This is a genomic window from Halomonas sp. IOP_31, assembly GCF_021151495.1.
Taxonomy (GTDB): Bacteria; Pseudomonadota; Gammaproteobacteria; order Pseudomonadales; family Halomonadaceae; genus Modicisalibacter; species Modicisalibacter zincidurans.
Map to the genome: position 1 here is coordinate 1 of NZ_JAIRBP010000003.1, position 12,244 is coordinate 12,244.

At 63.4% G+C, this 12,244-nt stretch carries 12 protein-coding genes and 1 pseudogene; all 13 read right to left on the minus strand.

The window, feature by feature from the left end; all coding sequences use genetic code 11:
- Positions 1-316: 316 nt before the first annotated feature.
- The 13 genes and pseudogenes from K7I12_RS02685 to mnmG all read right to left on the minus strand — a co-directional run bounded on the left by K7I12_RS02685 (position 317) and on the right by mnmG (position 12,082).
- Positions 317-743, minus strand: a pseudogene (locus tag K7I12_RS02685) (F0F1 ATP synthase subunit epsilon).
- Positions 744-767: 24 nt separating this feature from the next.
- A complete protein-coding gene (gene atpD, locus K7I12_RS02690; protein WP_231662928.1) occupies positions 768-2,144 on the minus strand; it encodes a F0F1 ATP synthase subunit beta in 1,377 nt (458 codons plus the stop codon).
- A gap of 51 nt (positions 2,145-2,195) precedes the next feature.
- Complete coding sequence (gene atpG / locus K7I12_RS02695) at positions 2,196-3,083, minus strand: F0F1 ATP synthase subunit gamma (RefSeq protein ID WP_231662929.1); 888 nt, start codon at positions 3,081-3,083, stop codon at positions 2,196-2,198.
- 65 nt (positions 3,084-3,148) lie between these two features.
- On the minus strand, positions 3,149-4,693 hold the full coding sequence (atpA, locus tag K7I12_RS02700; protein WP_231662930.1) for a F0F1 ATP synthase subunit alpha: 1,545 nt from the start codon (positions 4,691-4,693) through the stop codon (positions 3,149-3,151).
- A gap of 16 nt (positions 4,694-4,709) precedes the next feature.
- Positions 4,710-5,249 (minus strand): F0F1 ATP synthase subunit delta, encoded by a 540-nt coding sequence (locus K7I12_RS02705; RefSeq protein WP_231662931.1) that lies wholly within the window; start codon positions 5,247-5,249, stop codon positions 4,710-4,712.
- Positions 5,250-5,260: 11 nt separating this feature from the next.
- Entirely contained in the window at positions 5,261-5,731 is a 471-nt protein-coding gene (locus K7I12_RS02710) for a F0F1 ATP synthase subunit B (protein ID WP_231662932.1), read from the minus strand.
- A gap of 66 nt (positions 5,732-5,797) precedes the next feature.
- Positions 5,798-6,046 carry a F0F1 ATP synthase subunit C gene (gene atpE, locus K7I12_RS02715; RefSeq protein ID WP_011508579.1) on the minus strand — a complete coding sequence of 83 codons (249 nt, stop codon included), beginning with the start codon at positions 6,044-6,046 and terminating at the stop codon, positions 5,798-5,800.
- 60 nt (positions 6,047-6,106) lie between these two features.
- The gene (atpB, locus tag K7I12_RS02720; RefSeq protein WP_231662933.1) at positions 6,107-6,973 is read right to left on the minus strand and encodes a F0F1 ATP synthase subunit A; all 867 of its coding nucleotides are present in this window, start codon (positions 6,971-6,973) and stop codon (positions 6,107-6,109) included.
- A 15-nt stretch (positions 6,974-6,988) separates the two neighbouring features.
- Positions 6,989-7,384 (minus strand): F0F1 ATP synthase subunit I, encoded by a 396-nt coding sequence (locus tag K7I12_RS02725; RefSeq protein WP_031384964.1) that lies wholly within the window; start codon positions 7,382-7,384, stop codon positions 6,989-6,991.
- 213 nt (positions 7,385-7,597) lie between these two features.
- Positions 7,598-8,512: a ParB/RepB/Spo0J family partition protein gene (locus tag K7I12_RS02730; protein ID WP_031384963.1), complete on the minus strand. Its 915-nt coding sequence runs from the start codon at positions 8,510-8,512 to the stop codon at positions 7,598-7,600.
- Between the two features lie 58 nt (positions 8,513-8,570).
- Positions 8,571-9,338, minus strand: coding sequence for a ParA family protein (locus K7I12_RS02735; protein ID WP_031384962.1), 768 nt, complete (start codon positions 9,336-9,338; stop codon positions 8,571-8,573).
- Between the two features lie 201 nt (positions 9,339-9,539).
- The gene (rsmG, locus tag K7I12_RS02740) at positions 9,540-10,166 is read right to left on the minus strand and encodes a 16S rRNA (guanine(527)-N(7))-methyltransferase RsmG (RefSeq protein WP_231662935.1); all 627 of its coding nucleotides are present in this window, start codon (positions 10,164-10,166) and stop codon (positions 9,540-9,542) included.
- Complete coding sequence (gene mnmG / locus K7I12_RS02745) at positions 10,163-12,082, minus strand: tRNA uridine-5-carboxymethylaminomethyl(34) synthesis enzyme MnmG (RefSeq protein WP_231662936.1); 1,920 nt, start codon at positions 12,080-12,082, stop codon at positions 10,163-10,165. The genes rsmG and mnmG overlap by 4 nt, the downstream gene beginning before the upstream one ends.
- Positions 12,083-12,244 lie beyond the last annotated feature (162 nt).

Sequence of the window (12,244 nt, forward strand, 5' to 3'; positions counted from 1 at the left end):
GCAAGGATTGGGCTTTGATGAATTGGGCCATCTCACCCCATCATGACGCCTCGTATCCGCTTCCTGTTCAGCTGGGCGCCCCCGTCGAGCCCGCGTTTTGCCTCGGGCTTCCTTCAGATTCTCCCTCGCGAGAGACACCCTTGCCGTTCGGCTAGCACTTCCCCTTGTCGGGCGTGCAGGGGACTTCCACCCAGGTCATCCCGGAGCACCACCTCCGGGAACAGTGCCAGTCAGGCACTGCGCGCCATGCCTGGCGCACGACAAAAAAATACCCCGTGGCGGCCCACGGGGTATTCATTGGCGGCGCCTTGGCGGATCAGCGCTTGCCGCCCATGCGGCGCAGCTGATCGAGGGTGCGCAGCTTGGCCACCGCCTCGGCGAGCTCGGCCGCGGCCCGGGTATAATCCAGGTCCGACTGTTGCTCGTTGAGCGACTTCTGCGCCTCCTGGCGCGCCGACTCGGCCTCGGCCTCGTCAAGATCGCGCGCGCACCGCACTGTCGGCGAGCACCGATACCAGCGTCGGCTGGACTTCGATGAAGCCACCGTCGACGTAGTAGATGCTCTCCTCGCCATCCTCGCCGAGGATCCGCAGCGGACCCGGCTTGAGCTCGGTCAGCAGCGGTGCGTGACCGGGCATGATGCCCAGATCGCCCATCATCCCGGCGGCGACGATCTGGCGGATCTCGCCGGAGAAGATCGAGCGTTCGGCGCTGACGATCTCGCATTGGAAGCTGTTCGCCATACCTTGATCCCCCTGGTGGACGGCTTACTTCATCTTGTTGGCTTTCTCGACAGCCTCGTCGATGGTGCCAACCATGTAGAAAGCCTGTTCCGGCAGCTCGTCGTACTCGCCGTTGAGGATCCCCTGGAAACCACGAATGGTGTCCTTCAGCGACACGTACTTGCCGGGTGCGCCGGTGAAGACCTCGGCGACGAAGAACGGCTGCGACAGGAAGCGCTGGATCTTGCGCGCCCGGTTGACCGACTGCTTGTCCTCGTCGGACAGCTCGTCCATCCCCAGGATCGCGATGATGTCCTTGAGCTCCTTGTAACGCTGCAGCACGTTCTGCACGCCGCGCGCGGTGTCGTAGTGCTCGTCGCCGACCACCAGCGGATCGAGCTGACGCGAGGTGGAATCCAGCGGATCGATGGCCGGGTAGATACCCAGTTCGGCGATCGAACGCGCCAGTACCACGGTGGCGTCGAGGTGGGCGAAGGTGGTCGCCGGCGACGGGTCGGTCAAGTCGTCCGCGGGCACGTAGACGGCCTGCACGGAGGTGATCGAGCCGGTCTTGGTCGAGGTGATGCGCTCCTGCAGCACACCCATCTCCTCGGCCAGCGTCGGCTGGTAGCCCACCGCGGAGGGCATGCGACCCAGCAGCGCCGACACTTCGGTCCCGGCCAGCGTGTAGCGGTAGATGTTGTCGATGAACAGCAGCACGTCGCGGCCTTCGTCGCGGAATTTCTCGGCGACGGTCAGCCCGGTCAGCGCCACCCGCAGACGGTTGCCCGGCGGCTCGTTCATCTGGCCGTAGACCAGCGAGACCTTGTCGAGAACGTTGGACTCCTGCATCTCGTAGTAGAAGTCGTTGCCCTCGCGGGTCCGCTCGCCGACCCCGGCGAACACCGAATAACCGCTGTGCTCGGTGGCGATGTTGCGGATCAGTTCCATCATGTTGACGGTCTTGCCGACACCCGCGCCGCCGAACAGGCCGACCTTGCCGCCCTTGGCGAACGGACAGACCAGGTCGATGACCTTGATGCCGGTCTCGAGCAGCTCGTTGGATGCCGCCTGTTCGGCGTAGGTCGGCGCCTTGCGGTGGATCGGCATGCGCTCGTCTTCGCCGATCTCGCCGGCTTCATCGATCGGCTCGCCGAGCACGTTCATGATCCGCCCCAACGTGGCCTTGCCCACCGGCACGGAGATCGCCGTGCCGCTGTTGGCGACTTCATAACCACGCTTCAAGCCTTCGGTGGAGCCCATGGCGATGGCTCGCACCACGCCGTCGCCCAGCTGCTGCTGGACTTCGAGTACGGTCTCGCTTTCCGAGACCTTCAGCGCGTCGTAGACCTTGGGCACGTCGTCCCGCGGAAACTCTACGTCAATCACCGCGCCGATGATTTGTACGATACGTCCGCTCATCTTGGTTCCTCTTATACCTGCAAATGAAACCTGCTTAGCCTCACCGGCGCGCTATACCGCGGCGGCGCCACTTACGATCTCGGAGATTTCCTGGGTAATGGCCGCCTGACGGGCCTTGTTGTACACCAGTTGCAAATCGTCGATCAGGTCGCCGGCGTTGTCGGTCGCGTTCTTCATCGCGATCATGCGCGCCGCCTGCTCGCAGGCTGCATTCTCGACCACCGCCTGATAGACCTGGGCCTCGACATAACGCTTGAGCAGCTTGTCGAGCAGGTCCTGGGCATCCGGCTCATACAGGTAGTCCCAGCTGTCGGGACGGTTGTGTTCCTCGTCGGCACTCTCGTCGCCCCCCTCGTCGGAAGTGGCCAGCGGCACCAGTTGGCGCACCACCGGCTTCTGCGACATGGTGTTGACGAACTCGTTGTACACCACGTTGATCCGGTCGAGCGTGCCTTCATCGAAGGCGTCGAGCATCACCTTGACGCTACCGATCAGATCCTTCGGCTCGGGCGACTCGCCGAGTCCGCTCTTGGCGGCCAGCAGATTGCCGCCATGATTGCGGAAGAAGGTTCCGGCCTTGGCCCCGATAGCGACGAAATCGATCTCGACGCCCTTGTCACGCCATTCGCGGGCGTCCCTGACCAGGGTCTTGAACAGATTGACGTTCAAGCCACCGGCCAGGCCGCGGTCGCTGGACACGACGATGTAACCGATCCGTTCGACCTCGCGCTCGAGGGTGTACGGATGACGGTACTCGGGGTTGGCCCGGCCGACGTGACCGACGACCTTGCGGATCTGCTTGGCATACGGCTGGCTGGCCCACATCCGCTCTTGCGCCTTACGCATCTTCGACGCAGCGACCATTTCCATGGCGCTGGTGATCTTCTGCGTATTCTTGATGCTCCCGATCTGGGTGCGAATCTCTTTTGCAGCTGCCATCGCGATCTACCTTATTCGTGGCCCCCTCAGGGAAATCCCGGGCCCGCGTGAGCAGGCCCGAACGATCACCAGGTCTGAGTAGCCTTGAATTGCTCGACGCCGGACTTGAGACCTTGCTTGATCTCGTCGCTGTAGTCGCCGGTCTGGTTGATCTTGTCGAGCAGCTCGGCATTTTCCGACTTCATGTAGTCGTGCAGCGCGCTCTCGAAGTCCAGCACCTTGCTGACGTCGACATCGTCCAGGAAGCCTTCGTTGGCAGCGAACAGCGACAGCGCCATCTCCGCGACGGACATCGGCGAGTACTGTTTCTGCTTCATCAGCTCGGTGACCCGCTGGCCGTGTTCGAGCTGCTTGCGGGTAGCTTCGTCGAGATCCGAGGCGAACTGCGAGAACGCCGCCAGTTCGCGGTACTGGGCCAGCGCCAGGCGCACGCCGCCACCCAGCTTCTTGATGATCTTGGTCTGCGCCGAGCCACCCACGCGGGACACCGACAGGCCGGCGTTGATCGCCGGGCGGATGCCAGAGTTGAACAGCCCGGTCTCGAGGAAGATCTGGCCGTCGGTGATCGAGATCACGTTGGTCGGTACGAATGCCGAGACGTCGCCGCCCTGGGTCTCGATCAGCGGCAATGCGGTCAGCGAGCCGGTCTTGCCGGTGACTTCACCATTGGTGAACTTCTCGACGTAATCGACGTTGACCCGTGCGGCACGCTCGAGCAGCCGCGAGTGCAGGTAGAAGACGTCGCCCGGGTAGGCTTCGCGGCCCGGCGGACGGCGCAGCAGCAGCGAGATCTGGCGGTAGGCCCAGGCCTGCTTGGTCAGATCGTCGTAGACGATCAGCGCGTCTTCGCCGCGATCGCGGAAGTATTCACCCATCGTGCAGCCGGCGTAGGGCGCCAGGAACTGCATCGCGGCCGGGTCGGCGGCGCCGGCGGCGACGACGATGGTGTGCTCCATCGCACCGTGCTCTTCGAGCTTGCGCACCACGCTGGCGATGGTCGACTGCTTCTGGCCCACCGCCACGTAGATGCAGGTAACGCCCTTGCCCTTCTGGTTGATGATGGTATCAACCGCGATGGCGGACTTGCCGATCTGGCGATCGCCGATGATCAGCTCACGCTGGCCGCGGCCGATCGGCACCATGGCGTCGATCGACTTGAGGCCGGTCTGGATCGGCTCGTCGACGGACTGGCGGGTGATCACGCCCGGCGCGACCTTCTCGACCGCGTCGCTCAGCTTGGCGTTGATCTCGCCCTTGGCGTCGATGGGCGTGCCCAGTGCGTCGACCACGCGACCGACCAGCTCGGGGCCCACCGGTACTTCGAGGATGCGACCGGTGCACTGCGCGGTCATGCCCTCTTCGAGCTCCTGGTAGTCGCCGAGCACCACGGCACCGACGTTGTCGCGCTCGAGGTTGAGCACCATGCCGAAGAGGCTGCCGGGGAATTCGATCATCTCGCCGAACATCGCGTCCGCCAGGCCGTGAATCTTCACGATGCCGTCGGAAACGCTGACGATGGTGCCCTGATTACGGGCTTCGGATGCGACATCCAGCTTCTCGATACGCTGTTTGATGATGTCGCTGATTTCGGAAGGATTCAGTTGCTGCATGCCATGTCCCTCAAACTCAGACGGAAAGTGAATCGCGCAAGCGGGCCAGTCGACCGCGTACCGAACCGTCGATGACGGTGTCGCCGGCACGCAGGATGACGCCGCCCAGCAGGGCACTGTCCACCTGAGTGGTAATGGATATTTCGCGGTTCAGGCGCTTGGCCAGGGCACTCGCGAGCGTTTCTTGCTGCGTGGCGTCGAGCGGGTAGGCAGAGACGATGGTCACGTCCATGCGCTTCTCCTGCTGCGCCTTGAGCAGTTCGAATTGCTCGGCGATGGCCGGCAGCGCCGCCAGGCGGTTCTTCTGGCCCAGAATCCGCAGGAAGTTCGTCGCTTCCTCGTCGAATGCCTCACCGCCGACGCCGACGATCACATCGGCCTTGTCGTCGCCGGACAACCGGGGGTTGCCCAGCACGCGGGATTGCATATCGTCATCGGCGACCACGCGGGCCGCCAATGTCAGCATCTCGGACCAGGCCTTGAGCTGCCCTTGGGCGTGCGCGAACTCGAACGCCGCCTTGGCGTAGGGCCGGGCGACGGTAGACGTCTCAGCCATGGGTCACCTCCTCAGAGCTCGGCGGCGAGCTTGTCGACGAGCTCGCGATGTTTGGCCTCGTCGATGGAGGATTCCAGGATGCGTTCCGCCCCTTCGACGGCGAGTCGCGCCACCTGCGAACGCAGCTCTTCCTTCGCGCGGTTGATTTCCTGCTCGATCTCGGAACGAGCGTTGGCCACCAGCCGCTCGCCCTCCTGGCGGGCGTTTTCGCGCGCCTCCTCGACCAGCTGGTTGGACCGCTTGTGGGCCTGTTCAAGGATCTCGGCTGCCTGTTCCTTGCTCTCGCGCAACGTCTCGTTGGCCTGTTCCTGGGCCACTTCGAGGTCGCGGGCGGCACGGCTGGCAGCGTCCAGGCCATCGGCGATCTTCTTCTGGCGTTCCTGCAGCGCCTGCATGACCGGAGGCCATACGTACTTCATGCAGAACCAGACGAACACCGCGAAGGCAATGGCCTGACCGATCAGGGTTAGGTTCAGATTCACGCCAGCACCTCTCGCTTCACAGGTTTGTGGGTTAACGTCCCGGAAGGTCTTGCGACCGCCCGTGATTTAACCGACAAACGGGTTGGCGAAGGTGAAGAACAGCGCGATACCGACACCGATCATGGTCACGGCGTCGAGCAGGCCGGCGACGATGAACATCTTCACCTGCAGTTGCGGAATCATCTCCGGCTGGCGTGCAGCGCCCTCGAGGAACTTGCCACCCAGAATACCGAAGCCGATGGCGGTACCCAGGGCACCCAGGCCAATCAGCAGAGACACGGCGATAGCGGTCATGCCCAGAACTTGTGCTTCCATGGTTCACTCCAATTTCAAGTCAAGTGGTTTAGCGGGTTACGGGTTAACGGGATTACATGGTTAATGCTCTTCGGTCGCCATGCTCAGATAGACGATCGTCAGCATCATGAAGATAAACGCCTGAAGAACGATGATCAGGATATGGAAGACCGCCCAGGGAAAATATAGCGGCAACTGCCACAGACCGAGCAGGCCAATCAGGATGAAGATCAACTCACCGGCATAGAGGTTACCGAACAGACGCAGCGCCAGCGAAATCGGCCGCGCCAGCAACGTCACCACCTCGAGCAGGAAGTTGGCAGGTATCAGCAGAACTTGAAAAAACTTGTTGGGGGTATTGAACGGATGCAGCGTCAATTCGGCGATAAAACCCGAGACCCCCTTGGAGCGAATCGCGTAGAAGATGATCAACGCGAAGACCGACAGCGACATGCCCAGGGTGACATTGATATCAGTGGTCGGCACCACCTTGAAATACACACTCGATGGGTCGGCGCCGAACATCACACCGACCCTCTGCGCCAGCGTCGGCAGAAAATCGACCGGCACCAGATCCATCAGGTTCATCAGGAAGATCCAGCACAGGATCGTCAATGACAGCGGCGCAATCAGCTTGCTGCGGCCATGAAAGGTCTCCTTCACCGAATTGTCGACGAACTCGACCATCATCTCGACGAAATTCTGCAGCCCCCCGGGCACGCCGGTGCTCGCCATCTTGGCGGCCTTGCGAAAAATCCACAGGAACAGGATGCCCAGACCGATCGACCAGGCCATGGTGTCGACGTGGATCGCCCAGAAGCCCATTTCGGCGGCTTGTTCTGCATTCTTGGCGAATGACCAGCCGTTTTCCGGATGCAGACCGAAGGTCAGGTTCTGCAAATGGTGCTCGATGTACGCCGTGGGCGTTAGATTGTCGCCTTTTGCCATTGCACTGCCTCGATGTCAGATGTGCGACGGGCGTTGCAGCAGCCAGGGGCCCAGCCACTGCGTGCTTAGCGTCGCCACGTAAGCGCCAAAGAATAAAGCGGGGTTTGAAGGGGGCACTGCAATGAACACCAGGGCAAACAATGCCGCCGTCAAACCGAACTTGCCGGCCTCGGCACGGTAGAAACTCTTGACGATATCCCTGGCGAATCGAGCCCCCTGATAACGAAAGGCACGCCAGGCAAAATAGGCACTGGGCAGCAGGCAAACCAGACCACCGAACAATGCCGAAACCGCTGCTGCGCCTGACAGGATAGCTCCGATAATCGTCGCGACCAGCACGACCGCCGTCTGAGCTATCAATAGACGCTTGAACTGAGGGCGCTTTATCTGGGCCGGTAACGGATCAGGCATAGAGTCTCACGTGTTGTGCGGCGCCATTCGCAGCTTCAATCCGAACCCGACGCACCCTCGGCGTCAGACCTCGGCGGATTATAGGGAAGCGGCGTGCCGCCTTCAACCGAGTCTGCGGCTAATTTACGCGAAGTTGGACGACCTTACGACCGAAGCGCGAGGATCGTCGGGAAAAACCTGTTAACAGGCTAACTAAGAATCCGTCGTCCCGGTTCAGCGGATGTGCCCGAGGATGCCGTCGAGCTCGTCGAGACTGGCGTAGTGAATGGTTACCCGGCCCTTGCCGCCCTGACCGTGGCGGATCTTCACCGGCGCACCGAGCAGATCGCCGAGCTTGCTCTCCAGCCGCGCCACGTCGGTCGAGGGCCTGGCGGGCGGTTTTTCCGCGGACTTGCCCTCCTGGTACTTCTTCACCAGCGCTTCGGTCTGACGCACGGTGAGATCGTTGTTGACCACCTCGTGGGCGGCCTTGCGCTGTTTCGCCGCGGGCAGTACCAGCAGCGCCCGGGCATGTCCCATGTCGAGATCGCCGCGCTCGAGCAGCGTCTGCACCTCGGGATCGAGCGCGAGCAGCCGCAGCAGGTTGGCGACCTGGGCGCGGGACTTGCCCACCGCGTCGGCGACCTGCTGCTGGGTCAGCTCGAACTCCTCGAGCAGACGCTTGAGCGCCATGGCTTCCTCGACCGGGTTGAGATTCTCGCGCTGGATGTTCTCGATCAGCGCCAGCGCCAACGCACTCTGGTCGCTGACCTCGCGCACCACCGCCGGGATGGTGTCGAGCTCGGCAAGCTGGGCGGCCCGCCAGCGTCGCTCGCCGGCGATGATCTCGTAGCGATCCTCGCCGATCGGGCGCACCACGATCGGCTGCATCACGCCCTGGCTGCGGATCGAGTCGGTGAGCTCCTCGAGCGCTTCCGGCTGGATCTCGCGACGCGGCTGATATTTGCCGCGGCTCAGCTGACCCAGCGGCAGACGCGCCAGCCGCTCTTCGCCGTTTGCCGACGGTGGCTCCTCGCGGCTTTCCAGCGGCCCATCGATCTGCACATCGGTATCGAGCAGGTCGCGGCGACGGGCGTTCGCCCCGATCAGGGCATCCAGGCCACGGCCCAGGGCACGTTTACGAGTCATGGGGCGCTCCTTGATTGTTGGCCCGGCTCGGCAAGGTTGGCCGATTGATGACGACAGGTCATAGCGAAAGGCGACGGATGAGTTCCTTGGCCAGTACCCGGTGGGCCTGGCTGCCACGCGAGAAGCGCGCATACTTGGTCACCGGCAGGCCATGACTGGGCGCCTCGGCGACCCGCACGTTGCGGGGAATGGCGGCCTTGAGCAGGGTATCGCCGAAGTATTCACGCAACTGCTTGGTGACGTCGCGGGTCAGGCTGTTGCGGTTGTCGTACATGGTGCGGACGATGCCGAATACCTGCAGCGCGGGATTCACGCTGGCCTGGATCTGCTCGACGGTATCGAGCAGCGCCGAGAGCCCCTCGAGGGCATAGAACTCGCACTGCAACGGAATCAGCACGCCATCGGCGGCGGTCAGGCCATTGACGGTGAGCATGTTGAGCGAGGGCGGGCAGTCGATCAGCACCACGTCGTATTCGCTGGCCACGCCGCTGATCGCCTCGTGCAGACAACGCTCGCGACCCTCGCGGTCGAGCAGGTCAACCTCGGCGGCGGTCAGGTCGGCATTGCCCGGCAACAGCGCATAGCCGGCCTCGGGGCAATCGAGAATCACCTCGGCGGCGCGCTTCTCGCCGAGCAACACGTCGAGCACGCTGCCGTCCAGTTCATGCTTGTCGACCCCGCTGCCCATGGTGGCGTGGCCCTGCGGATCGAGATCCACCAGCAGCACGCGCCGATCGAGCGCCGCCAGGCAGGCCGCCAGATTGACCGCGGTAGTGGTCTTGCCAACGCCGCCCTTCTGGTTGGTCAAGGCGATGATCTTGGTCACGGGTGACTCCCTATCTCGACGATGATCCCCAAGCGCCGGCTAAGAGCCTGTCGAGCTCGACGCTGATCTACTGTGAATCCCGGCCTTTCGGCCAACTTTATCGATCCATTTCGTTAGATAGCATGCTATTCGCCTCAATCGATCGATAAATTTGCCTCGAAAAAACCGTTCTCTTGACGATCGGCCAAACCCGACAGACTCCTAGCGTCGACGCAGGTGCAGCAGGTGGCGGACGGCCGAATCGCCGGGCACGTTGAGGCGACGGCGCTCGCCGAGCACGACCGAGGCCGGCAACCGGCTGACCTCATCCTCGCAGGCCGGCCCCTTCATCGCCAGCCATTCGCCGTCAACGGCCAGCAGCCGGTCGCTGAGGGCGACGAAGTCGGCCAGGCTGGCGAAGGCCCGCGAAATGATCTGGTCGAACGGTGTGGCCGTGTAATCCTCGACCCGGGTCTGTACCGGCGCGACGTTGGCAAGCCCCAGTTCGAGCACCGCCTGACGCTGGAAGCGCACCTTCTTGCCGTTGCTGTCGAGCAGCGTCACGGCGAGCGCCGGATCGAGAATCGCCAGCACCAGCCCGGGCAATCCGGGCCCGGCGCCGACATCCAGCAGCCGGGGGCCGCGCACCGCCGCCGCCACCGAGGCGCTGTCGAGCAGATGCCGGGTGACCATGGTCTCGGGGTCGCGCACTGCGGTGAGGTTATAGGCGCGGTTCCACTTGTGCAATAACGCCAGCAGTGCCAGCAGCCGCTCGCGGGCCTGGCCGTCGGCGCCGATGCGCAGTTCGTCGAGACCGCTGTCGAGCAGCCATTCGCAGCCCGGTGTCATGCATTCACCGCGCGATCGCCGCCGCGGGCGTCACCCACCAGCCGGCGCTTCTTCAGGTAGATCAGCAGGAGCGATACCGCCGCCGGGGTAACTCCCGAGATGCGCCCGGCCTGCGCCAGCGTCTCCGGGCGAGCCGCATTGAGCTTGTCGCGAATCTCGTTGGACAACCCCTCGACCCGGGTGTAATCGAGATCGGCCGGCAGCGGCGTCGCCTCGTGGCGCTTGAGCTTGTCGATCTCGCCCTGCTGACGCTCGATGTAGCCTTGATACTTGGCCTGGATCTGGACCTGTTCGGCGACGCGCTCGTCGGTCACGTCCTCGCCGTTGAGCTGGCCTTTGAGAGTGACGAGGTCGGCGTAGCCCAGCTCCGGACGCTTGAGCAGCTCGAGCAGGTTGTACTCGCGATTAAGCGGTTTGGGCAACTTGGCGGCGAGTTGCCCGGCTTCGCTCGAGCCCGGCTGAATCCAGGTCGCCTTGAGCCGCGCCTGCTCGACGACGATCGCCTCGCGCTTGGCGCTGAACGCCGCCCAGCGGGCATCGTCGACCAGCCCCAGCGAACGTCCGGTCTCGGTAAGCCGCAGATCGGCGTTGTCCTCGCGCAACAGCAAGCGGTATTCGGCGCGGGAGGTGAACATGCGGTAGGGCTCCTGGGTGCCCATGCTGATCAGATCGTCGACCAGCACGCCAAGGTAGGCCTCGTCGCGGCGCGGACACCAGCTGGCTTCACCGCGCACGCGCAGTGCGGCGTTGACGCCGGCCAGCAGTCCCTGGGCGCCGGCCTCCTCGTAACCCGTGGTGCCGTTGATCTGTCCGGCGAAAAACAGGTTATGGATAAATCTGGTTTCCAGCGAATGCCGGAGATCGCGCGGATCGAAGAAATCGTATTCGATGGCGTAGCCCGGACGGGTGATATGGGCGTTTTCCAGCCCCCTGATCGAGCGCACCACCTCGAGCTGCACGTCGAACGGCAGCGAGGTGGATATGCCGTTGGGGTAGAGCTCGTTGGTCTCCAGTCCCTCGGGTTCGATGAATACCTGATGGCTCGCCTTGTCGGCGAAGCGATGGACCTTGTCCTCGATCGACGGGCAATAGCGCGGCCCGACGCCCTCGATCACGCCGGAATACATCGGCGAGCGGTCGAGGTTGGCGAAGATGATCTCGTGGGTGTGCGCGTTGGTATGGGCGATGTGACAACTCACCTGACGCGGATGCATCGCGTGCGAACCCATGTAGGACATTAGCGGGCTAGGCGCGTCGCCGGGCTGCTCCTCGAGGACGCTGAAGTCGACGCTCTTGGCATCGATGCGCGGCGGTGTGCCGGTCTTGAGCCGATCGACACGAAACGGCAGTGCCCGCAGGCGTTGTGCCAGGGCATTGGCCGGCGGGTCGCCGGCACGGCCGCCGGTATGGGTATCCAGACCGATGTGGATGATGCCGCCGAGGAAGGTGCCGGTACACAGCACCACGGTTTCACCGAGAAAGCGGATTCCGGTCTGGGTCACCGCGCCGCGGACAGTGTCGCCGTCGACGATCAGGTCATCCACCCCCTGCTGGAACAGCGTCAGGTTGGGCTGGTTCTCCAGAAGGCCGCGAATCGACGCCTTGTAGCGAACACGGTCGGCCTGGGCACGCGTGGCGCGCACCGCCGGTCCCTTGCGGGCATTGAGTACCCGGAACTGGATACCGGCCTGGTCGGTTGCCAGCCCCATCGCGCCGCCCAGGGCGTCGATCTCCTTGACCAGGTGGCTCTTGCCGATGCCGCCGATGGCCGGATTGCAGGACATCTGTCCGAGCGTCTCGATGTTGTGCGTCAGCAGCAGCGTCTGGCAACCCATGCGGGCAGCGGCCAATGCGGCTTCCGTTCCCGCATGACCACCGCCGATGACGATGACATCGAAGCGGTTGGGATAATCCACGTTTTTACCTCGACTTGCGCGGTGCGCGTACGTTCTGGCGAGTGTGATGAAGCGCGCCAGTATAACGTCCCTGTGGGTAACCGTCAGGGGTTTTCCACACCGCCTTGGACACAACGCGCTGAGCGTACGACTATCAATAACAACGTAGATATATAAAGAAGA

Bases quoted from the DNA above. Each gene is read 5' to 3' on its own strand.
- atpD (WP_231662928.1), bottom strand. From the start codon at position 2,144: ATGAGCGGACGTATCGTACAAATCATCGGCGCGGTGATTGACGTAGAG.
- atpG (WP_231662929.1), bottom strand. From the start codon at position 3,083: ATGGCAGCTGCAAAAGAGATTCGCACCCAGATCGGGAGCATCAAGAAT.
- atpA (WP_231662930.1), bottom strand. From the start codon at position 4,693: ATGCAGCAACTGAATCCTTCCGAAATCAGCGACATCATCAAACAGCGT.
- K7I12_RS02705 (WP_231662931.1), bottom strand. From the start codon at position 5,249: ATGGCTGAGACGTCTACCGTCGCCCGGCCCTACGCCAAGGCGGCGTTC.
- atpE (WP_011508579.1), bottom strand. From the start codon at position 6,046: ATGGAAGCACAAGTTCTGGGCATGACCGCTATCGCCGTGTCTCTGCTG.
- atpB (WP_231662933.1), bottom strand. From the start codon at position 6,973: ATGGCAAAAGGCGACAATCTAACGCCCACGGCGTACATCGAGCACCAT.
- K7I12_RS02725 (WP_031384964.1), bottom strand. From the start codon at position 7,384: ATGCCTGATCCGTTACCGGCCCAGATAAAGCGCCCTCAGTTCAAGCGT.
- K7I12_RS02730 (WP_031384963.1), bottom strand. From the start codon at position 8,512: ATGACTCGTAAACGTGCCCTGGGCCGTGGCCTGGATGCCCTGATCGGG.
- rsmG (WP_231662935.1), bottom strand. From the start codon at position 10,166: ATGACACCGGGCTGCGAATGGCTGCTCGACAGCGGTCTCGACGAACTG.